At 52.4% G+C, this 20,129-nt stretch carries 24 protein-coding genes and 1 other RNA gene; 23 read left to right on the plus strand and 2 right to left on the minus strand.

Going from position 1 to position 20,129, the window contains the following annotated elements; all coding sequences use genetic code 11:
• Positions 1-135 precede the first annotated feature (135 nt).
• From EDM57_RS13080 to EDM57_RS13100, 5 genes are all read left to right on the plus strand, one after another.
• Entirely contained in the window at positions 136-924 is a 789-nt protein-coding gene (locus EDM57_RS13080) for a sulfite exporter TauE/SafE family protein (RefSeq protein ID WP_122905191.1), read from the plus strand.
• An 87-nt stretch (positions 925-1,011) separates the two neighbouring features.
• Positions 1,012-1,503 carry a DsrE/DsrF/DrsH-like family protein gene (locus EDM57_RS13085; protein WP_122905192.1) on the plus strand — a complete coding sequence of 164 codons (492 nt, stop codon included), beginning with the start codon at positions 1,012-1,014 and terminating at the stop codon, positions 1,501-1,503.
• Positions 1,504-1,612: 109 nt separating this feature from the next.
• A complete protein-coding gene (locus EDM57_RS13090; protein ID WP_122905193.1) occupies positions 1,613-1,879 on the plus strand; it encodes a metal-sensitive transcriptional regulator in 267 nt (88 codons plus the stop codon).
• Between the two features lie 21 nt (positions 1,880-1,900).
• Positions 1,901-2,293 carry a rhodanese-like domain-containing protein gene (locus EDM57_RS13095; RefSeq protein WP_122905194.1) on the plus strand — a complete coding sequence of 131 codons (393 nt, stop codon included), beginning with the start codon at positions 1,901-1,903 and terminating at the stop codon, positions 2,291-2,293.
• A 259-nt stretch (positions 2,294-2,552) separates the two neighbouring features.
• Positions 2,553-3,188: an NAD(P)-dependent oxidoreductase gene (locus EDM57_RS13100; protein ID WP_122905195.1), complete on the plus strand. Its 636-nt coding sequence runs from the start codon at positions 2,553-2,555 to the stop codon at positions 3,186-3,188.
• Between the two features lie 91 nt (positions 3,189-3,279).
• Here EDM57_RS13100 and EDM57_RS13105 read toward each other — a convergent pair whose 3' ends face one another.
• Positions 3,280-3,588, minus strand: a complete 309-nt coding sequence (locus EDM57_RS13105; RefSeq protein ID WP_122905196.1) for a DUF4870 domain-containing protein — start codon at positions 3,586-3,588, stop codon at positions 3,280-3,282.
• A 238-nt stretch (positions 3,589-3,826) separates the two neighbouring features.
• On the opposite strand from EDM57_RS13105, the gene EDM57_RS13110 reads away from it, so the two are divergent.
• From EDM57_RS13110 to EDM57_RS13160, 11 genes are all read left to right on the plus strand, one after another.
• Complete coding sequence (locus tag EDM57_RS13110; RefSeq protein ID WP_122905197.1) at positions 3,827-4,414, plus strand: class I SAM-dependent methyltransferase; 588 nt, start codon at positions 3,827-3,829, stop codon at positions 4,412-4,414.
• A gap of 24 nt (positions 4,415-4,438) precedes the next feature.
• A complete protein-coding gene (locus EDM57_RS13115) occupies positions 4,439-5,095 on the plus strand; it encodes a DedA family protein (protein WP_122905198.1) in 657 nt (218 codons plus the stop codon).
• A 379-nt stretch (positions 5,096-5,474) separates the two neighbouring features.
• On the plus strand, positions 5,475-7,235 hold the full coding sequence (locus EDM57_RS13120) for an HD domain-containing phosphohydrolase (protein WP_122905199.1): 1,761 nt from the start codon (positions 5,475-5,477) through the stop codon (positions 7,233-7,235).
• A gap of 55 nt (positions 7,236-7,290) precedes the next feature.
• Positions 7,291-7,555, plus strand: an RNA gene (ffs, locus tag EDM57_RS13125) — signal recognition particle sRNA large type.
• 229 nt (positions 7,556-7,784) lie between these two features.
• Entirely contained in the window at positions 7,785-9,215 is a 1,431-nt protein-coding gene (locus tag EDM57_RS13130) for a PAS domain-containing sensor histidine kinase (protein WP_122905200.1), read from the plus strand.
• Between the two features lie 129 nt (positions 9,216-9,344).
• Entirely contained in the window at positions 9,345-11,048 is a 1,704-nt protein-coding gene (gene dnaX / locus EDM57_RS13135) for a DNA polymerase III subunit gamma/tau (protein ID WP_122905201.1), read from the plus strand.
• Between the two features lie 41 nt (positions 11,049-11,089).
• Positions 11,090-11,401, plus strand: a complete 312-nt coding sequence (locus EDM57_RS13140) for a YbaB/EbfC family nucleoid-associated protein (RefSeq protein ID WP_122905265.1) — start codon at positions 11,090-11,092, stop codon at positions 11,399-11,401.
• A 27-nt stretch (positions 11,402-11,428) separates the two neighbouring features.
• The gene (gene recR / locus EDM57_RS13145; RefSeq protein WP_122905202.1) at positions 11,429-12,025 is read left to right on the plus strand and encodes a recombination mediator RecR; all 597 of its coding nucleotides are present in this window, start codon (positions 11,429-11,431) and stop codon (positions 12,023-12,025) included.
• Between the two features lie 125 nt (positions 12,026-12,150).
• A complete protein-coding gene (locus EDM57_RS13150) occupies positions 12,151-13,125 on the plus strand; it encodes a CPBP family intramembrane glutamic endopeptidase (protein WP_122905203.1) in 975 nt (324 codons plus the stop codon).
• Between the two features lie 20 nt (positions 13,126-13,145).
• Positions 13,146-13,376, plus strand: coding sequence for a DUF2508 family protein (locus tag EDM57_RS13155; RefSeq protein WP_005830519.1), 231 nt, complete (start codon positions 13,146-13,148; stop codon positions 13,374-13,376).
• Positions 13,377-13,388: 12 nt separating this feature from the next.
• A complete protein-coding gene (locus EDM57_RS13160) occupies positions 13,389-13,658 on the plus strand; it encodes a pro-sigmaK processing inhibitor BofA family protein (RefSeq protein ID WP_122905204.1) in 270 nt (89 codons plus the stop codon).
• 6 nt (positions 13,659-13,664) lie between these two features.
• On the opposite strand, the gene EDM57_RS13165 is transcribed toward EDM57_RS13160, so the two are convergent.
• Complete coding sequence (locus EDM57_RS13165; protein ID WP_122905205.1) at positions 13,665-14,195, minus strand: hypothetical protein; 531 nt, start codon at positions 14,193-14,195, stop codon at positions 13,665-13,667.
• Between the two features lie 328 nt (positions 14,196-14,523).
• Here EDM57_RS13165 and EDM57_RS13170 point away from each other — a divergent pair, with 328 nt between their 5' ends.
• The 7 genes from EDM57_RS13170 to holB all read left to right on the plus strand — a co-directional run bounded on the left by EDM57_RS13170 (position 14,524) and on the right by holB (position 20,126).
• Entirely contained in the window at positions 14,524-15,552 is a 1,029-nt protein-coding gene (locus EDM57_RS13170) for a hypothetical protein (protein ID WP_246005804.1), read from the plus strand.
• A gap of 48 nt (positions 15,553-15,600) precedes the next feature.
• The gene (locus EDM57_RS13175; RefSeq protein ID WP_122905267.1) at positions 15,601-15,783 is read left to right on the plus strand and encodes a sigma factor G inhibitor Gin; all 183 of its coding nucleotides are present in this window, start codon (positions 15,601-15,603) and stop codon (positions 15,781-15,783) included.
• A 125-nt stretch (positions 15,784-15,908) separates the two neighbouring features.
• The gene (locus EDM57_RS13180) at positions 15,909-17,381 is read left to right on the plus strand and encodes an aminotransferase class I/II-fold pyridoxal phosphate-dependent enzyme (RefSeq protein WP_122905206.1); all 1,473 of its coding nucleotides are present in this window, start codon (positions 15,909-15,911) and stop codon (positions 17,379-17,381) included.
• Between the two features lie 47 nt (positions 17,382-17,428).
• On the plus strand, positions 17,429-18,070 hold the full coding sequence (tmk, locus tag EDM57_RS13185) for a dTMP kinase (protein WP_122905207.1): 642 nt from the start codon (positions 17,429-17,431) through the stop codon (positions 18,068-18,070).
• 132 nt (positions 18,071-18,202) lie between these two features.
• Positions 18,203-18,532: a cyclic-di-AMP receptor gene (locus EDM57_RS13190; RefSeq protein ID WP_122905208.1), complete on the plus strand. Its 330-nt coding sequence runs from the start codon at positions 18,203-18,205 to the stop codon at positions 18,530-18,532.
• 151 nt (positions 18,533-18,683) lie between these two features.
• Entirely contained in the window at positions 18,684-19,130 is a 447-nt protein-coding gene (locus EDM57_RS13195) for a YaaR family protein (protein WP_122905209.1), read from the plus strand.
• A 15-nt stretch (positions 19,131-19,145) separates the two neighbouring features.
• Positions 19,146-20,126, plus strand: a complete 981-nt coding sequence (gene holB / locus EDM57_RS13200) for a DNA polymerase III subunit delta' (RefSeq protein WP_122905210.1) — start codon at positions 19,146-19,148, stop codon at positions 20,124-20,126.
• Positions 20,127-20,129 lie beyond the last annotated feature (3 nt).

Here is a 20,129-nt window from a genome sequence, read left to right on the forward strand (position 1 = left end):
TTTTAAAAAAACGAACCATTTATATCACCCTAATCATAGTTATTTACTTGGTTTTATTTTACCTGACGAATAGACATTTGAAAAGTGGCTAGGGCATTCTTGCGCAGTTTTTTGCGTGGAATGCGGGGAGGACTTATGGACGTCTTGCTGTTATTACTCATGGTAGCTCTTGGCTTTGTCGGTTCCTTTTTCTCCGGAATGCTGGGGATTGGCGGCGCGATTATCAACTATCCATTGCTTTTGTTTGTCCCGGCAGGGCTTGGACTCGCTTCTTTCTCCGCGCAGGAGGTATCGTCTATTTCGATGTTCCAGGTGTTTTTCGCGTCTCTGTCCGGGGTTATTGCCTTTCGCAAGCGCAACGGCAAAGGCTCGCCGCTGGTACACACAGGACTTGTCAGAGACATGGGAATCAGCATTTTGGTCGGAAGCCTCCTGGGTGGCCTGACTTCCAAGTACATGTCAGGCGACAGCATCAACCTGGTGTACGGGATTTTGGCTGTTGTCGCCGTTATTTTGATGCTGAAAAAGAACAAAGGGATGCAGGAGCAGGCGGATGAGATCAAATACAATCGTGCCATAGCGATTCCGGCAGCCTTCGTCGTGGGAATGGTCTCGGGAATTGTGGGAGCGGGTGGCGCCTTCATTCTCATTCCGATCATGCTGACGGTGCTCAAGATTCCTGCACGCGTCACCATCGCTTCGTCACTGGCTATTGTATTCATTTCTGCCATCGGTGGTGTTGCAGGCAAACTGTACGCCGGGCACATTCCGTTGCTTCCGGTGTTGTTTACGGTCATGGGCAGCATCCTCGGAGCGCCGCTTGGCAGTATGGTCAGCGCCAAAATAGACGTCAAGTATTTGCGCTACGCCCTGATCGTGCTGATCGCTGCGACGGCTATCAAGGTTTGGAACGATATTTTGTAACGGGAAAAAAGAGGTTTTTCCTTTGAAGGAAGCTTCTTTTTGCCTGTTTTTATACCTATAGGAGTAATAGTATAAGGAGGACCTGCTATGATGGGACACGAGAGCCAGAAAGAAAAAACGACGATTGTGCTGTTCAGCGGCGATTTGGACAAAGCAATCGCAGCGTTTATCATTGCAAACGGGGCAGCCGCCTACGACCACGACGTGACGATTTTCTTTACCTTCTGGGGCTTGAACACGATGCGCAAGGACGAGGTCGTCAAGGTCAAAAAGGGCTTTTTGGAGAAAATGTTTGGCTGGATGATGCCGAGAGGGGCGAAGAAGCTGGGACTGTCTAAAATGAATATGCTCGGGATGGGCCCGGAAATGATTAAACACGTCATGAAAAAGCACAACGCCCTGACATTGCCGCAACTCATTGAGCTGGCACAGGATCAAGGGGTCAAGCTGGTCGCCTGCACGATGACGATGGATCTGTTGGGCTTGAAGCAGGAGGAGCTGATTGACGGGATGGAGTACGCGGGTGTGGCAGCCTACCTGGGCGATGCGACACAGGCAAAAGTCAATCTGTTTATTTAAACGGTCATACGAAGGGACAAAGCATGCGCGCTCGCTTGACAAAGCCTGCTTTTCGCATAAGATACCTGTATATGTATCCGCGATCCTAAAAACAGGAGGAGGACTTCACTTGGAGTACAACTACGGTGACGATATTAAAAAACGTTTGCGCAAAATTGAAGGACAAATCCGTGGCGTGTTGAAAATGATGGACGAGCAGAAAAGCTGCAAGGAAGTAGTCGCTCAGTTGTCCGCAGTTCGCAACGCGTCTGACAGGGCTATCGCGCAGATCGTAGCGGAGAACTTACAGCGCTGTCTGCTGGATGAGCAGGCGAACGGTGGCGACACGAGCAAGATGGTAAAAGAAGCAGTTGAGCTTTTGGTGAAAAGTCGCTAATTCATTGGGAAGGATGTTCACATGGACTTCACGACGATTTTGCTTATTATCGCGTATGCGTTGACAACCTGGTATTTAATCGCTCGCTTCATGCCCGTCAAAGGACTGGAAAACCTGTCAGCAGAGCAGTTCAAGGAGCGGGTGAACCAAAAAAGCAGGGTAATGCTGATCGATGTGCGCGAGCCGCATGAATTCAAAAACGGGCACATTCCTTCGGCTGTAAATATTCCTCTCTCCGAACTGAACAAGAGAGTGAAGGAGATTTCTCCGAAGAACGACATTTTGCTCTATTGCCGAAGTGGTCTGCGCAGCAAGCAGGCGGCAAAAATCTTGAAGAAGCACGGTTTTTCGCAAATGGCGCACCTCCAGGGCGGGATGATTACCTGGCAAGGGCCGACGAAGCAAAAGGGATAGGAAAAATCAGGGCATCTGCCGCATCCGGGCAAAAAGCGAGCTGCCAGCAACATGCAGCCGCATTTCCGGGTAAGGCAGATGCTTTTGCATACAGCGCGGGAAAAACAGTATTGACAGATGGTTTTGTTGTAACTAAAATGATTACAACGAAACAAGCAAGCTCAAGGTGCAAATTTTTTTGCGCCAGATGTAACTCTTTTTGTTACAACATATTCACACTCATTACTACTCAATCTATTTCACATGGAGGGAACCAACAATGAAAATTGCAATTGTAGGCGCAAGCGGTAAAGCAGGGAAGCTGATTATGAAAGAAGCATTGGAGCGCGGGCATGAAGTAACGGCAATCGTCCGCGACGCGTCCAAAATCGACGAGCCAAAAGCAGCCGTAGTAGAAAAAGATATTTTCGCGCTGACAGCAGCCGACGTGAAGGACTTTGACGCAGTGGTGAACGCGTTCGGCGCTCCTTTTGGCCAAGAACATCTGCATGTCGAGGCAGGCAACGTTTTGATCGACGCGATGAAGGGCGCTCCGGCGACTCGTTTGCTCGTAGTGGGCGGCGCAGGCAGCTTGTTCGTCGACGAAGCGAAAACGACACGCGTGATGGAAACGCCTGATTTTCCAGAGATGTATCTGGCGACTGCGCAAAAGCAGGGAGAGAACCTGCGCATCCTGCAAGCGACGGAAGGGATTCAATGGACCTTCATCAGTCCTTCCGCCTTCTTCGATCCTGCGGGCGAGCGAACAGGCACATATCAGCTCGGCAAAGACCACCTCTTGGTCAACAGCAACGGACAAAGCTATGTGAGCTACGCGGACTACGCGATTGCGGTACTCGATGAAATCGAAAATCCACAGCATCTGAACCAGCGTTTCACCGTTTGCTCCAAATAATCAAAAACAAGCAGGCAGCACAGCAAAAAGACCAGCGATCCTAAACGGATGCTGGTCTTTTTGCTAAATTTGAGCCACGGACCGACTCGGCTTATCTCACAATCGAGCCAAGGAGCGGGTAGTGGAACGGTCGGCCTTGCAACGAATAGATGATCCCTTTGATCGGGTAGTAAATCGCCATCAAGCCAAACACGATCAAAAACGGAATCCCGATCAGCACGAAGGAGAGAATCCAGGAAATGCTGATGAGAATACTCATGAACAAATGGAACAGCAAGGCCTGGAGAGCCATATTTTTCGCGTCGCGTTCTTGCATGAGCAGCCAGACGATGATCGGCACCAGAAACGGTGCGAAAAATGCGCTGGCGTGGGTGATTGCTTTTACTCCTCGATAATCCATTGAATAGTCCTCCTCGTCTTGAGTGACGAATGATCTTGTTGAAATAATTGTAACGCATATGGCTGTCAGATCGTAACCATCAAAAGCGTGATTTGCAATTCCGACCAGAGACGGAGGTTTTTTGATTCCCAAACGTTTACTGTGATAGTATTAAGAAAATCTTTCGTTTTTGGAAAGATAATTCTAAATGTTTTTGGAATATCATGTGGGTAAGGAAGCAACGAAGGGAGCGTCTATCATGATGATGGATTGTCATCATCCGGTTAGCATCAAGGACCGACTGATGTTTTTCTATAATTTTTTACAGTCACCCGGACAAGTAGGTAGCATCACCCCCAGTTCCCGAGCGTTGGCAAAGCAGATGATGGCGCCGATTGATTGGAGCGAGGCTCATACCATTGTGGAACTGGGCGCGGGTACAGGGATTTTTACCGCCTGGATCGAGCGGATGAAGCGTCCGGAGGCTACCCTCGTCTCGTTTGAAAAAGAAAGCAAGATGCGCGGAAGGCTGGAGCAGCAATTTCCCAACGTGCTGTTTCATGAAGATGCGGTCGATCTGACCCGTGTTCTGGGCGAAGCAGGTTTGGGCAAGGCTGACTGTATCGTGTCGGGGCTGCCGTTTGCCAACTTCCCGCAGGAGCTGCGCGATCAGATCATGGAAGAGGTTTATGCTGCTCTGAAGCCGGGCGGTGTATTTGTCACCTTTCAATACTCGCTCCAGATGAAAAAGCAGCTATCCACTGTCTTTGAAAACATGACAGTAAAACTTGTTCCGCTTAATCTGCCGCCGGCATTTGTCTACATCTGCCGCAAAGGGCACGGGTAGCAGGCTGGATAGGAGGATAAAGCGATGATTGTGGATATGCTGACCGAGTCAGTGGGTCAGTTCGGGTATCTTGCCCTTTTCTTCATGTTATGGCTAGGGATTGTCGGCATGCCGATTCCGGATGAAGTGATTGTGCTGTCGGCGGGCGTATTGACCTCGCTCGGAGTCTTGCATGTGGTGCCTGCTTTTGTAGCGACCTATATGGGGGTTGTCTCCGGCTTGTCGCTCGGATACGTGCTGGGAAGATGGCTCGGCGCTCCGGCGCTGAACTGGATCGGCAAGAAAAAGGGCATGAACAAGTACGTGGACCGGGCGCAAGCGCTGCTGGACCGTTACGGCAGCTACGCCTTGTGCATCAGTTACTTTTTGCCTGTCGTCCGGCATGTGGTGCCGTATTTGGTGGGGATCGGAAAAATGACGTTTCGGCGCTACGCCCTGTTTTCCTATACGACCGGGCTTGTCTGGACACTGATTTTGTTTTTCGCCGGCAACCTGATGGGCAACAACGTCGAGCGTCTCAACGCCTTTGTGGGCATGTTCAACCAAACGATGGTCGTCGGGGCGGCAGGACTGCTCGTTCTGGCTGGCATCAGCTATTACGGATATACGGTGTGGCAAAGACAAAGGAGCCACGCTACAGGTGTGGCTTCGCCGACGGTAAAACGTGAAGGAAACGAATGACAACCTGTGAAAAACCCATCCTGCGCAGATTTTTTCGCGAAGGATGGTTTTTTTGTATGCTTCGTTAAGGGAGGAACTTTTTTGCCGCTGGCGAAGCCATTCTGGAAGGGTGATGTCAGGCAGGATGCTGTACGAAGAAAATACAGGAAAAATATATCTCATTTGTCCGATCCCCTTATATTGAAAAGTCATTCCAAGCTAGGATAATATGCAAGAGACAGCTCTGTCTATTTGCTTGAAGAAAAGGAGCCAACTCTGGTAAATTCCATGTTTATTTCTTGGCTTAACGCGGTAAAAGGGATAAGGATACGAAAAAACATATGAAGTGACAAACATATAAATCTGTGAGCGAGATCAACCAGAAGAAAGGAGGAGGCTTGTGTTATTGAAGTTGAAAGACCGATTATTTGCAACATTTTTATTGCTGAGCCTGTTCCCCATTCTGCTCATTTGCTTTCTTTTCTACCAGGAAGCGCAGAAGACAGTGTTTGAGCAATACGAAAAGAACATCGGGGGGCATCTTGTTACGATTGAAAGACGCCTGAACACCATTTTTCAGACGCTCCAATACGACATGAGTCAGCTGGCAAACGATCCGGTCTTGCGAACCTCAATATCCAAGTCTCAGGAGAACCCTCTTACGGCAAGCGATTGGGAAGCGCATAAAAGCAAGGTACGGTTTGCCTTCGAAAAGTTTACCTACTTTCACAATCTGGTTCGAAATGTGCATTTCGTGCGGGACGATCAGCAAGTCATTTCCCTGCGGCAAGAGGATAGCTGGGAGGAGCTGCAACAGCTGCCGAAGCTGCAGCAAGAGCCGTGGGGGAGCGGAGATAGCCAGATTTCCCTGTTCAGTCGCACCGATGAAAAGGCGAATCCGAATTCGTTGTTTTTTTCACAGCGAGTCGAGGGCAAAAGCGGCGAGTTGTCAGGTTCGCTGTTCGTAGAGATTAAGCTGGACGAACTGGCTAGCTGGGTGAACAACAGTCCAATCGCCAAGTACAATAACCTGTTGGTGTTGATGCAGTCCGGGAAAATACTGGTTCACCCGGACAAGTTGATGGTCGGGAAGCACGTTTCCGCAGCGTCCGAATTCAGAAATCTGAGCAAACACTTAACCGTTGCCGAAGAGAAAAAAGTGTTTGCTGTCAACATACATAACGAGAATGTTTATGCGTATCATCAGTTCTCGCCAACGAGCGGGATGACCTATGTGGAATGGCTGCCCGATCAAGACATCGCCAATCGGCTGGGACGGATGAAATTCGTTTTGTGGTGTACGATCTGTCTTGTGGTCATCTTTTCGGGTTATGTGGCCCACCGCATAGCCCGCTGGATCAGCAAGCCGATCAGCACGCTGGTGGACGCGACCGATGCTTTGGTAAAAGGCGATTTTTCCATACGCGTACCGATTGAAGGCATGCGCGAGATCACATTCCTGGAAAAGAAGTTCAACATCATGGCATCCCAGATACAATCGCTGATCGATCGGGAGCGGGAATATTCCCAAAAAGGGCTGGATCAGATTGTCCGCAGCTTTTATCTGGCGGTAGAAATGAAAGACCCTTATACCGCCGGTCACACAGAGCGAGTGACCCAATATGCACTCATTATTTACGATCAAATGCCGGACAAGGAGCAGCTTGGCTTTACCCGTGATGATTTGCGCTATGCGGGACTGATGCACGACATTGGCAAGGTGGCGATTCCCGATCAGGTGCTGTTGAAAACCGGCAAGCTCACCTACGAAGAGTACGAATTCATGAAGCGGCATCCGTCAATCGGGGCCGACATCGTGGAGCAGATTGAAAGTCTGGCTCATGTCAGTCCGGGCGTCAGGCACCATCATGAGCGCTGGGACGGAAACGGTTATCCGCACCAGTTAAAAGGGGAAGATATTCCGCTGATCGGGCGAATTCTGGCAGTCGCCGATACGTTTGATGCGATGACCTCGACGCGCTCCTACCGCAATGCCATGTCAGGCAAAGAGGCGTATGAGGAAATCTTGCGCTGCAAAGGGACCCAGTTTGATCCGTCAATCGTTGCGATTTTTCAAAAAGCTTACCTGAGCGGCGCCATTCAGGTGCTGCAGCCAACGGAAAACAGTGACAGTATTGTCAACGAAAAAGCCGCTACCTAGTATTGGATGGCTTTTCACCTTGATATCGGCTCGTATCTTTGGTATTCTTATCGTACCGTGCTAGACGGGGAGGTTGCGGTGCCCTGTAACCTGCAATCCGCAATAGCAGGGTTGAATTCCTATCCGAGGTTTTCTTATGTGAGGCTGCCTTATGGCGGCGGTGTTGAGGAGCGGGTCCTGTGCAACGCGAACCCATGAACCTGGTCAGGTCCGGAAGGAAGCAGCCATAAGTGGATCATCGCGTGTGCCGCAGGGTAGCCTGCTCTGAGCTGCTGCCATAAGTAACGCTTGGATAAGAATTATCGAAGATAGGTGCACGGTACCTACATGAATGTTCAATAGCATGTTTCCTTCGGGAGGCATGCTATTTTTTATTTGCGAATCGGAGTATTTTGTTGGATTTTGACGATAACTAGCGAAACATTTCTCGGGTCGGGTTTGCCTCTGAGGGCAGGTGTTCAGCTTTTTTTCACGAAGTTTCATAATAGTTGAGAAATGCCATGGGTTTCTTTGCTCATGAAGTACATCATAGGCCAGGAGGGACAAGCTGTGAGTGCACCTTTTTCGTTACATCTCGTTGGCTCGTCCGGACGTTTGCAGCGGTTTATACATCAACTGCCTACCGCCGTTTTATTGGTGAATCAATCGGGTAGTATCGTGGAAGTAAACGAACAACTGCTGCGTGTTACCGGATATTCACGTGACCAGCTTATCAAGCAACCCGTAGCGACCATCCTCCCTTATCAGGGCTCCATGGAACAGATGTACGAGGAGCTTTTGCAAAGAGAAGAGGAAACGGGAACGAATGTGGAAGTAGAATGGCGTGACAAACAGGGGAAAAGCAGAAAGACGCCTGTGATGATACTGGTTCAGCAAGCAGAGAACCCCTTGTACCTGGTTCATTTTTACCAATTGGCTAAAGAAACCGATCAAGTCTTGTCTCAGCGGCTCATGACCAAGCTGACCCACGATACGAGCATGGGCCTGTTTATTCTCGATGAGCATTTGCGCATTATCGAGGCCAGCCAACCAGCTTGCAGGCTTTTGGGAATGGAGCGGCTTCATGTCATCAACAAGCACGTGGATGAAGTATTCAACGGGATTCCGGAGCCGCACCGGTTGATTAAAAAGGAGCTTCTGGATGGTGTGAAGCTGCAAAACGTAGCGATGTCGTGGTCGAATGACAATCAGCGCTATGAGCTGATCGTCGACGCCAATACGCTGCAGGACGAGTCAGGCAAAACGGTGGGAGCTTTTATCCTCTTTAAAGACATTACCAACCTGCGTTCTATTGAGCAAAAAATCGAGCGAAACGAGCGGTTGGCGATGATCGGGCAGATTGCCGCCGGCACGGCCCATGAAATTCGCAATCCGTTGACCTCCATCAAAGGATTTTTGCAAATGTTTCTCAAGTCTTTTACCGACAGCGGCATGGATCGGGAGAAGACCTATACGGAAATCATGCTGACGGAAATCAATCGGATCAATTCGCTGGTCAGCGAGTTTTTGCTGTTGAGCAAGCCGCGTGATGTTCAATATGCGATGGTTGACCTCAATACGGTTTTTGAAGAAATCATGCCAATCGTCGAGTCGCAGGCGCTTCTGTACGGAATCGAAGTTCAGTTCCCCTCTCGCGGCAAGCTGCCGATGGTCGTGGGAGATACCGAGCTGCTCAAGCAAGTATTCATAAATATATGCAAAAACGGAATCGAAGCGATGGGCGAGCAGGGAACTTTGCAAATTTCCCATCATCTCGACGAGGACGGAGACAAGATGAGCATCGACATCCACGATACAGGGCCGGGGATTCCGCTCTACATTATCGACAAGATTTTCGATCCGTTTTTTACGACAAAAGAAGAAGGGACAGGGCTTGGCCTGTCTGTCTGTCAAAAAATCATCCACGACATCGGCGGTCAGATTCGTGTGTCGTCCAAAGGGTACGGGACGACCTTCCACATCATGCTGCCGTATCTGTAAAAGTCCGGTCTCGGCTATCGCGTCCCGCACACTCGTGAACGGGGCGTTTTCTTTGTATGAACGGTACCAATCGTGTATAATGAATAGGATATGGAAGTGGACTGTGCAGATGGGGAGTGTCACACGAACATGGCTTATACCGCGCTATACCGCGTATACCGGCCGCAGACGTTTCAGGATGTAGTCGGACAAGAACATGTGACGATAACCTTGCGTAACGCTTTACGCGAAAATAGGCTTTCTCATGCTTATTTGTTCAACGGTCCCCGAGGTACGGGAAAGACAAGTGCGGCCAAAATCATGGCCAAGGCAGTGAACTGCGAGCAGCCGACAGATGGCGAGCCGTGCAATCAGTGCGAAACATGCAAAGCGATTTCCAATGGTTCGGTAACGGATGTGCTGGAGATCGACGCCGCTTCCAACCGCGGTGTCGAGGAAATCCGGGACATTCGCGATAAGGTGAAGTTTGCTCCGAGCGACGTCAAGTACAAGGTGTACATCATCGACGAGGTGCATATGCTGACGACAGAGGCGTTCAACGCCCTGTTGAAAACGCTGGAGGAACCGCCGTCCCACGTCATCTTTATTCTGGCGACGACAGAGCCGCACAAGCTGCCGGCGACCATTATCTCCCGCTGCCAGCGCTTCGATTTTCATCGGATTCCGCTAAAAGTGATGGTCAATTTGCTGCAGCGGATTTGTCAGTCGCAAGGAGTGCAGGTCGAAGAACAGGCCTTGCAGCTCGTCGCGAAGATGGCGGAGGGCGGGGCGCGTGATGCGCTGAGCTTGCTGGACCAGGCGATCAGCTACAGCAAGGATCTGGTGCGTGCCAGCGATATTATGCAGATCACGGGTACGGTGGCTCAATCGTATTTTTCCGTGCTTGCGAGATATATTGCTCAAAATGATGTCGCGCAGGTGATGGAGCAATTCGATCGGGTCATGGTGCAAGGAAAAGACCCGGAGCAGTTCCTGCACGACTTTCTCTACTATTACCGCGACATGCTGTTGCTGAAAACAGCGCCGCAACTGGAGGAGATTGTGGAGCGAACCATGATCGACGACCAGTTTCAGGAGGTTGCCAAGCTGTATTCGCTGCCGACTCTGTATGCGGCGATCGAGACGTGCAACCAGGCGCTGTCCCAGTTGAAATGGTCGACGTATGCGCGCGTTCTCGTGGAGCTGACACTGGTGAAACTGTGCCAGCCAACCGCTCAGGCGACAGCGGCAAGCGGAGCGGCGGCAACAGCCACCAGCGAGGAACTGACAGCCTTGGCAACACGGCTTGGCGTTTTGGAGCAACGGCTGAATCAGGTGCTGCAAGGCCAAGTCAGCTTGCCCGGCCAGCACAAAGCCGAAGAGCCGCGCAAAAGCGAGCCGAGACGCGTGATGGCAGCCGCAGGCGGCGGTTCGCGAACACCGCTCAATCGCGTGAGGGAAGTAGCCAAGGCGCTGGATGAGAACTTGACCAGACAGGTTCGGGGGCAGTGGAGCCAGATTTTAGCCGATCTGAAAAAAATCAAGATCCAGTATCAGGCGTGGCTGGTCAACGGTCAGCCTGTGGCCGCCGGGAATGGTGCCGTTGTCGTCACTTTTTCCAGCGCGATCCATTGTGATAAAACCATGGAGCCGGAGCTGAAAGGCGTCGTGGAGCGGGTCATGTCTACTGTGCTGGGAAGGCCGCTGCAACTGTTGTCCGTCATGGAGGAAGAATGGCAAGGCATCGACCAGCAGGCAGCGCAAAAAGACAGTCCGGCTGCGGAAGAGGAAGACCCGTTTCTGGCAGAAGCGATCAAGCTTGTCGGTGAAGGACTCATAGAAGTAAAAGACTAGCTATTCCATACAATTATAGGGAGGATACCTGAATGAAAAACATGCAGCAAATGCAACAAATGATGAAGCAAGTGAAGAAAATGCAGGAAGAAATGCAAAAAACGCAGGAAGCGCTGAAAGAAAAAATCGTCGAAGGCTCTGCTGGCGGCGGCGCTGTGATCGTAAAAGCCGATGGACACAAGCAAATCAGAGACATCGTCATCAAGCCGGAAGTCGTTGACCCGGAAGATGTGGAAATGCTGCAAGACCTGGTGCTGACAGCCGTGAATGACGCGCTGCGCAAAGCGGAAGAGTTGATGAGCAAGGAAATGGGCAAATTCACCGGAGGCATGAACATCCCGGGCCTGTTCTAAAATTGGGCAGGAAAAGAGGTAGTTGTGATGTTCTATCCAGAACCGGTCTCCAAACTGATCGAAGGCTTTATGAAACTGCCCGGCATTGGTCCCAAGACCGCTGGGCGGCTGGCTTTTTTTGTGCTCAACATGAAAGAAGACGACGTGCTTGATCTGGCCAAGGCGTTGGTCAACGCCAAACGCCAGCTTCACTATTGTTCGGTCTGCAACAACATTACCGACCTTGATCCGTGCCACATTTGCCGGGACAAACGCCGGGACGGCTCGATCATTTGCGTCGTCCAGGAGCCGCGCGATGTCGTGGCGATGGAAAAGACGAAAGAGTTCGAAGGCTACTACCACGTACTGCACGGCGCGATCTCGCCGATGGACGGTATCGGGCCGGAGGACATCCGCATTCCGGATCTGCTCAAACGCTTAAGCGATGAACAGGTGAAGGAAGTGATCCTCGCCACCAATCCGAACATCGAAGGAGAAGCCACAGCGATGTACATATCGCGGCTCATCAAGCCGTTCGGAATCCGCGTGACGCGAATTGCCCACGGATTGCCTGTGGGCGGAGACCTGGAATACGCAGACGAAGTTACCTTGAGCAAAGCGTTGGAAGGCAGGCGCGAACTATAAGGGTGAAAAAGAAGACGGGGGAATTTCCTGTCTTTTTTTCATTTCGACGACAAGGGAGAAATCGTGAGGAAACGGCGGACTTTTTTTCGTGGACGAGACATAGAGTGAAATAGGAGCGTGAGGAAATGCTGACAGGACCAGGACCGTCGCTGGCGAGTTGGGCTGGGCGACAAAAGTCCACGCCGTGGGCAATCATGCTGTTTGTCGGGTATTGGCTGATGCTTGCGACCGAATTTTCCATGATTCGCTTTCATCCCGGAGAGGACGGCAAATGGATTGCTTCTACGGCAGACCAGCCAGAGGCATGGGTAGGGGTGCTTGTGCTTGGGCTCTCCGTGTTAAGCCTCATCGCAGCCGTCGGTTTTATTTACGGCCTCGCGCGGGAAAGCAGGCAGACCTTGTGGCTTTGGGGAAATCACGAGCTGACAGGCAACGACGTGGTGCACATCGTGGCGTGGATGCATGTATTTCAGACGGCTGTGTTGTTCTTGTACGGCTTCGTGCTGGAAGAACCGCTATTTGCTGTCGGAACAGTTGCGGGTTTCTTGGAATCGGCTTCCTTTCAATTGTTTTTGCTCATCTTGATTCCGCTGTGGTTTCGCAGGCGACTAGGGGAAATCGGGGTATGCCGACCCGTTCGGATCAAGCAAATGCTCGTCTTGCTGCTGGTGCTGTTCCTGCTGATTTTGTATTTGCTGGACGTGCTGGTGACGAATCCGCTCTCCGACTGGCTTGGGCTGTCGCTGTCGTCGGAGCGAGAGCAGCTGATCGAAAGGGAGATTGTTTCAGCGAAGGAAACAGATTTGCTCGCGGCTGTGGCGTCGCTTGCGATCATAGGGATCATGGTGCCGATCGCCGAAGAGATTTTGTTTCGCGGTGTGATTCAGACCTATCTCGTTCGGCGCGTAGGAGCCGTCGCAGGGATTGTCCTCAGCAGCTTCTGGTTTGCTCTTTTGCATATTGACGTGGCGTTGTTTGCACCGCTGTTTGTCATCGGACTTTTGCTTGGCTTTGTCCGGCACCGCTACCAGTCAATCTGGGGAGCTGTGCTGCTGCACGCGGTGAACAACATGACGGGGGTTTTGTATTACTTTAACTAAATAAAGGAGGGTCTGCAAATTTGAGCAGGTGGGGCAAAAAAGAGCGGGTTGTCATTGACTGGGATGCCGAAAGTCTGGATGTAGCCGTGAATCAGGCCCGTGAGGATTGGCAGCACGCCCGCCATCTCGTCGAGGTCAGCGAGCCGGATGGCGGTTTGGAGGATGTCATTTACTATCTGCACGTAACGGAAAAGCGGTACATGTATTTGCTGGCGCAGGCAAAACGAGAGCGGCACCGCAAACACGCGTAGGAGGTGGCGTTCATGGCTACGGGGTGGGTCATTGCTCTGATTATTGTCGGGATTCTGCTTTTGACAGCGGCAAGCAAATCTGTCGCAACTCCGATCAGATGGATGGGCGTTGGCGTCATGCAAGTGGTCATTGGCGCGATTCTGCTGTTTTTCACCAATCTGGTTGGCGAGCTGGCCAGCTTCCACATTCCGATCAACCCGATCACCGCTTTGATCGCCGGATTTCTCCGCCTGCCAGGACTCGCCGCATTGATCGTCATCAAGCTGTGGATCATGGGCTGACATTTTTTAGCCATCTGTTTTCAAAAAGGCAACGCCGCGGTTCTCGTATTTCACCCGGCTTTCGCTGGGCTGGCGAAATGACGCGATCAGGGCAATGATGCGCGGCAGCGCCACGATGACGACACCGCCAAGCAAGGTAAGTCCATAGCCGGCCGAAAGCCAGACGTACGCTCCGGCTGCAATGAGGACGCTGCCGCACAGCACCGTGCACTCGCTGGCGCGATAAACGGACAGCGGCACGGGCAGCACATACCCGGCTCCCCACCAGGGAGAGACGAGCATGTCGGCGGTTGTCCAAGGCTTTTGCGAGCGCAGATGGGCGTACAGCCGAAAAATGACCAGATGGCAGATCGGCACAACGGGCAGGATCGCCAGCGTGACGACGAGAGAGACGACAGGCACCTGCAGCAGCATGGAGCTGCCGATCAGGGACAGGCCAATCAGCAAGAGCTGAAGCAAGTACCCGATCAGCCCCCAGCGAAAGCGGTAAAGCAGCTTGTAGCTGTAAATCGTATGTTGTTGGGCATGTCCCTTCAAAAAAAGTCACTTCCTTTGCAGTCTGGTTGCCGAAGCTGGCATGTATGTACGACAGCAATCGCGCTGTTTTCGTTCTTTTTCCCATTATCGCACAGTCGCAAATCTTGAGAAAGCCAATATGTGCTGCTGACAGGCCGTTGGTCCATTGTAAGGACTGGCGGCTTTTTGCTGTTTTCGGCACAGAAAACGGTACGCTTTTGGCAGGCAAACGAAGCTGCTGGTGTTATTGTCAGGAAGTTTCTGGGAACGATAAAAAGGAATCTTCCGTGATTGGGCACGAAAAATAGGGCGAAACATGCTGCCAGGCCGGAGGGAAGGAGGAAGACATTTGCGCCATCAGCGTATGACGTTATGGGTCGCTGCCGAGCAAATCCTACACAAGTGGGGCGAGTCGCTAAAAGAATGTGGAATGGATCTGCTCGTCGCACAAAAAGGGGAATCGGCAGAAGGAGTGGACGGGTTTTTGCTGACGGGTCCGGGCGATTACAGCAGTCTGCATGAACTCGGAGAAAACAGCTTGTGCCAGGAAAACGGCCCCGCATTGTTGCTTGTATTTGGAGACGAAGCGCCGTATGGCTGGGCAGACGAGCTCGCAGCAGCGTGCGAAGCCAGCCAAAAGCCGTGCGAGGTGGTGCGGATGAGCCTGTGGTCAGGAAACGAACGGGTGCTGCTTGGGGGCGAGCCGGTTGGGCAGCAAATGCGCCGCCTTTGTCGGCTGCTCGCTGACCACGGCAAAGTTTCCATGGTGTGCGGACGGCGCGAAGTCGATGAAGCGATTCGTCAGCTCCCTCGCTATCTGGCGTGGAAGGAACGATTTTATTGGGAGATGGGCGAGGTGTGTGACGACAACGGCGTATCGCTTTCGCAAGTGTCAAGGGCATTGGGGCTGGACACGCGCATTGGTCAGGGCTGGCTCGATTCGGGGCGCCAGGATCATTCGCTTGTCTGTGCGTGGATCGTGCGGGAGTGCCAGCATGTCCTGCAAAAAGCGAAAATAGAGCGAGTCGCGCTGATCGGCCCGGAAGGCTTGTGGAGCAGCATGCCCCAAGGCTGGCTTGCTGGCAGAAAGGTCGCTGTGTACACAGGAACAGACAAGCTATTTCCGAACGAGGTTCGTCCGGGGTGGGTACGTTGCAATTCCTGGGAGGCGGCTGTGCAAGATGCCGATTTGCTCGTGATCGGGGACGGGCAGGGGGTCGTTGCCGAGCTTTCCTTGCAAGAGCTGATCCGTGCGATGCGGCAATCGCTGGTCATTGATGCCGTCTCCAGTTTTCCTGTACAAGAAGCCAGGCTCCTTTGCCAAGGGTACCGAGCTGTCGGGGAAAAGACGAACGTTTGGGAATGGCGCGGATTATAATGGGGTATAATGGTTGGTAGATTGAGGAAAAGGGTAGGCGTTTTTACAATGGAAAAAGTTGCTCAGCGATGTATCGTCTGTGAACAGGAGCAGAATGACGGAATCGCCATTTGTGAGCAGTTTATTTGTCGAACATGCGAACAGGAAATGGTCCATACTGACGTCCAGGACGAAAAGTATCCGTTTTTCATCCACCAGATGAGACGTATTTGGCTGCGAAAAGATGCGTGAAGGAAAAAGGCATCGGCATTCCCGGTGTCTTTTTCATTTACCAAAAAGCTTGGCGAAATTCCGTTTTCCCTTGTCAAATCATGTTAAAATAATGGGTAATTCATGACAAAGGACGTGAGTTGCGCGTGCTTGCGAGAAATGCTGAATTTCGGGAGCGGCAAAAGCGTGCGCCCCTGTATGAACAGCTGGAACGGCACGCGAGGAATCGCCCGCATCCGTTTCATGTGCCTGGACACAAGATGGGCCACAGCTTTGACAGCCATGCCAGGCAGCGGTTTTCTTCCATTCTGGAGCTTGATCTGACAGAAATCAGCGGAACCGACGACCTGCACCAGCCACAGGGCGTGATTGCAGAAGCACAGGCGTTGGCTGCGGAGGCTTTTGCGGCCGAAGAGACGAGATTTTTGATTGGCGGCAGTACCGTCGGCAACATCGCCCTCATCATGACGGTATGCCGCCCTGGAGATAAAATTTTGGTACAACGCAACTGCCATAAATCCGTGTTTCACGGAATCATCATGGCGCGGGCGACACCTGTATTTTTGGTGCCTGCCGTCGATTTGGCAACAGGTGTAGCGGCAGGAGTCAGACGAGAAGATGTGGAGCGGGCGCTGCAAGCGCATCCCGATGCCAAGGCCGTTTTTTTAACGAATCCAACCTACTACGGGATGGGCATCGACCTGGAAAAAATGGCGGCAACGGTGCATCGTCATGACATTCCGCTTTTGATAGACGAAGCGCACGGGGCACACTTTGGCTTCCATCCGGCATTTCCCCGCTCGGCGATGCAGTCGGGTGCGGACGCGGCCGTACAATCTACGCATAAAATGGCTTCTGCCATGACGATGTCCTCCATGCTGCACTTGCAGGGCGGACGAATAGACCGGGAACGGCTGTATCGGCTGCTGGCCATGCTCCAGTCGTCCAGCCCGTCTTACGTGTTGATGGCTTCGCTCGATCTGGCGAGACGCCATCTGGCGCTGGAGGCACAGGAAGAGTGGGAGCGATTGCTGCCGCTTTTGGACAAGCTGCGGGAGCGGACGGCCAGGCTGGAATGGCTGGAGTGGCCGCAGCCATGCGCTAGTCGGGTGTACACGACATTTGATCCGTTGAAGCTGTTTTTGCATTTGCGAACCGGACAGATGAGCGGGTTTGCTTTGCAAGAGATTATGGAAAAGAATGGGATTTTTCCGGAGCTGGCCGACGAGTCGCACGTGCTGTTGGCTGCGTCTGCGGGAACCTCTCAACGGGATCTGGATGCGCTCGTCCGCTTGCTGGAATCGATCTCACCCAAGGCAGAGCCGGAAGAGGAGCGGATTTTGCTGCATGGCGTTGTTTCCTCGCACTATTTGCGGCAGCAGGCTGTGCCGATGCACGAGGCTGTCGACCGTCCACGGGAGGCAATCCCGCTGGAACAGGCGCTGGGACGCGTGGTAGCGGAGATGGTCATCCCTTACCCTCCGGGCATTCCGGTATTGGTGCCGGGAGAGCGCATTGATGAGGAAGGCTTGGCGATGCTTGTACAGTTGCGGAGGGGACATACCCGTTTTCACGGAGTGCAGGATGATCGGCTGCAAACAATACAAGTATTGCGTTAATCAAGGCTGGCTAGCATACGGCCTGTGACAGCAGGTGCGGAAGGAGTATGGAAGTGACAACAGGACAAAAAGGCCGATTTATTACAATAGAAGGCGGCGAGGGAGCGGGCAAATCGACTGTCATCGCCAAGCTGTACGAGGAACTGCGCTCGCGCGGAGTGGACGTGCTGTTGACACGCGAGCCGGGCGGTATTGATATTGCCGAGAAAATCCGGGAAATTATCCTGAATCCGGCGCATACCGCGATGGACGAGCGGACGGAAGCGCTGCTGTACGCCGCAGCGAGACGCCAGCATTTGGCGGAAAAAGTGCTGCCGGCCCTCGCAGCAGGCAAGCTTGTGCTGTGCGACCGATTCATCGACAGCAGCCTTGCTTATCAGGGCCATGCCCGGGGGCTTGGTATCGATGCGGTGTACGAGATCAACCGCTTTGCCGTGGGCGATTGCATGCCGGAGCTGACGCTGTTTTTTGACGTGAAGCCCGAGACGGGGCTTGCGCGGATCAACAAAGCGCGCGGCAGGGAAGTCAACCGACTCGATCTGGAGGACATCCGCTTCCACCATCGGGTCAGGGAAGGGTATCAACTGGTAATGGCAAGAGAGCCGGAGCGCTTTGTCGTCATTGATGCCGAACAGCCGATGGAACAGGTGTATGAGTCGGCGCTGCGGGCATTGCTCGGCAGATTGTAAGGTTCGCAGTACCGCATGTACTGGGACATACGGTATAATATGATTAAGCGAAATATCGTACCAGGCCTACGTGTTTTTCATACAATGAAGCAAACCGTGCGGGATTGATTCTTGTGGAAAGGGTGATAGCCGATGAAAATGGTAGTTGCGGTCGTCCAGGACAAAGATAGTGGTCGTTTGTCTCAACAACTGGTGAAAAAAGGGTTTCGTGCGACGAAGCTCGCCAGTACCGGCAGTTTTTTGCGAGCTGGCAACACAACGTTTTTGATCGGTACGTCTGACGAAAACGTGCCGGAAGTAATCGACATCATTGCGCACAACTGCAAATCCCGCAAACAAATGGTTACGCCCGTTTCCCCTCTCAGCAATGCGGTGGATTCGTTCATGCCGTACCCGCTGGAAGTGCAGGTGGGCGGAGCCGCTGTGTTTGTACTCGACGTCGAAGAGTTCCACTCGTTCTGACTTTGGCGCGACTTGGCGAAACGGCAATCTGCAATTTTGCGGAATCTTTCTTCCTATCTACAGGTTCCTGCTCTCTTTTTTCGCTGCTTTCGATTATACTTGATCTAACGGGGGAAAAACCCTCTACTGATCGGTTATGTGGGGTGGCGTGATGAAAATCGGCGACGGGCTACGACCTAAGCTGGACATGATAAAAACTGCGGATTCGCGAAGAAATCCGCAGCTCGAAAAGCTCAATTTTGGCACGATGATGCAAGGAGAAGACGAGCGCATGTCCCAGGAGCTGCTCAATCGGCTGCTTGGCGACATTGACAGGATGGGGCAGATTCTCGCCAGATCCCGCTCGATTCGCGACTTCTACGCCTATAAAAATCTCGTCAAGCAGTTCATGGAGGAAGCCGTCAAGTACGGTGTCGCCCTGGATGACCGGCGAGGAATAAATCGGCGAGGCCGCAGCAGGCTGTACAAAATCGTCAAACAGGTCGATGCCGAGCTGCTGCGTCTGACAGACGAGCTGCTGAGCGATCAGGCAGCGACGATTGATTTGTTGGCCCGGATAGGCGAAATCCGCGGCATGCTGATTAATTTGTATTTTTAGTGGGTGGAAACCATTATGACATGGACCCGGTTTTCCCAGCAGCCACGCGCTTCGGAGCTGCTGTACCATAGCCTGCTCAACAACAGATTGGCGCACGCTTATTTGTTCGCCGGTCCGAAGGGAGCAGGCAAAAAGCAGATGGCCCTGCATCTGGCGAAGTCCCTTTTTTGTCCGGAAAGGGAAGCGGACGCCTGCGGGGCCTGTGTTACATGCAGGCGGATTGAGGGGGGAAACCACCCCGATGTGCTGTTTATTACACCGGATGGGGCCTCCATCAAAATCGACCAGATCCGTACGCTGCAAAAAGAAATGGCCATGCGAGCGGTAGAGTCCAAGCACAAGGTGTATATCGTTGAACACGTCGACAAAATGACGACCCAGGCTTCCAACAGTCTGCTGAAGTTTCTGGAGGAACCGCCCGCTGGCGTGCTTGCCTTGCTTTTGACGGAACACAGCCACTCGATCCTCCCGACGATTTTGTCCCGGTGCCAAATCGTTCAATTCTCGCCACTTTCTGCCGGAGCGATTGCGGAACAGCTGCAGGCAGATGGCGTCATGGCTGGAATGGCGCAGGTTGCCTCGCACATTACGACAAATGTGGAAGAGGCCAGGGCACTCAGCCAGTCAGATTCGTTTGCACAGCTAAGAAATCTAGTGATACAATTGAGCCATGAGTGCAAACAGCGTAATTCGTCTGCGCTCTTCACCATCCATGATATGTTGCAAAAGAGCGACAAGATCAAAGAGGAACTGCCCCTCTTTTTAGATTTGCTCATCCTTTGGCTGCGCGATATCCTGTATGTGCAAGTAGGCAGGCATGCCCATCTCATTAACAGCGACCAACAGGATGTGCTGCAAGGACAAGCACTGGTATGGACAAAAGCTGAGCTCTTGCACGGGATAGATTTGGTCATGGATACGAAAAATCGGATAGAGCGAAACGCCAACGCGCAGTTGGCTCTTGAGCGGTTGGTTCTTCAATTCCAGGAGGGATAACCT

The organism is Brevibacillus gelatini, from assembly GCF_003710935.1.
GTDB lineage: Bacteria > Bacillota > Bacilli > Brevibacillales > Brevibacillaceae > Brevibacillus > Brevibacillus gelatini.

Excerpts from the sequence above, each read along its gene's own strand:
- EDM57_RS13085 (WP_122905192.1), top strand. The coding sequence starts at position 1,012 with ATGATGGGACACGAGAGCCAGAAAGAAAAAACGACGATTGTGCTGTTC.
- EDM57_RS13150 (WP_122905203.1), top strand. The coding sequence starts at position 12,151 with ATGCTGACAGGACCAGGACCGTCGCTGGCGAGTTGGGCTGGGCGACAA.
- EDM57_RS13110 (WP_122905197.1), top strand. The coding sequence starts at position 3,827 with ATGATGATGGATTGTCATCATCCGGTTAGCATCAAGGACCGACTGATG.
- EDM57_RS13195 (WP_122905209.1), top strand. The coding sequence starts at position 18,684 with ATGAAAATCGGCGACGGGCTACGACCTAAGCTGGACATGATAAAAACT.
- EDM57_RS13105 (WP_122905196.1), bottom strand. The coding sequence starts at position 3,588 with ATGGATTATCGAGGAGTAAAAGCAATCACCCACGCCAGCGCATTTTTC.
- holB (WP_122905210.1), top strand. The coding sequence starts at position 19,146 with ATGACATGGACCCGGTTTTCCCAGCAGCCACGCGCTTCGGAGCTGCTG.
- EDM57_RS13095 (WP_122905194.1), top strand. The coding sequence starts at position 1,901 with ATGGACTTCACGACGATTTTGCTTATTATCGCGTATGCGTTGACAACC.
- EDM57_RS13190 (WP_122905208.1), top strand. The coding sequence starts at position 18,203 with ATGAAAATGGTAGTTGCGGTCGTCCAGGACAAAGATAGTGGTCGTTTG.
- EDM57_RS13100 (WP_122905195.1), top strand. The coding sequence starts at position 2,553 with ATGAAAATTGCAATTGTAGGCGCAAGCGGTAAAGCAGGGAAGCTGATT.
- EDM57_RS13175 (WP_122905267.1), top strand. The coding sequence starts at position 15,601 with ATGGAAAAAGTTGCTCAGCGATGTATCGTCTGTGAACAGGAGCAGAAT.
- EDM57_RS13160 (WP_122905204.1), top strand. The coding sequence starts at position 13,389 with ATGGCTACGGGGTGGGTCATTGCTCTGATTATTGTCGGGATTCTGCTT.
- dnaX (WP_122905201.1), top strand. The coding sequence starts at position 9,345 with ATGGCTTATACCGCGCTATACCGCGTATACCGGCCGCAGACGTTTCAG.
- EDM57_RS13140 (WP_122905265.1), top strand. The coding sequence starts at position 11,090 with ATGCAGCAAATGCAACAAATGATGAAGCAAGTGAAGAAAATGCAGGAA.
- EDM57_RS13115 (WP_122905198.1), top strand. The coding sequence starts at position 4,439 with ATGATTGTGGATATGCTGACCGAGTCAGTGGGTCAGTTCGGGTATCTT.
- recR (WP_122905202.1), top strand. The coding sequence starts at position 11,429 with ATGTTCTATCCAGAACCGGTCTCCAAACTGATCGAAGGCTTTATGAAA.
- EDM57_RS13080 (WP_122905191.1), top strand. The coding sequence starts at position 136 with ATGGACGTCTTGCTGTTATTACTCATGGTAGCTCTTGGCTTTGTCGGT.
- tmk (WP_122905207.1), top strand. The coding sequence starts at position 17,429 with ATGGAAGTGACAACAGGACAAAAAGGCCGATTTATTACAATAGAAGGC.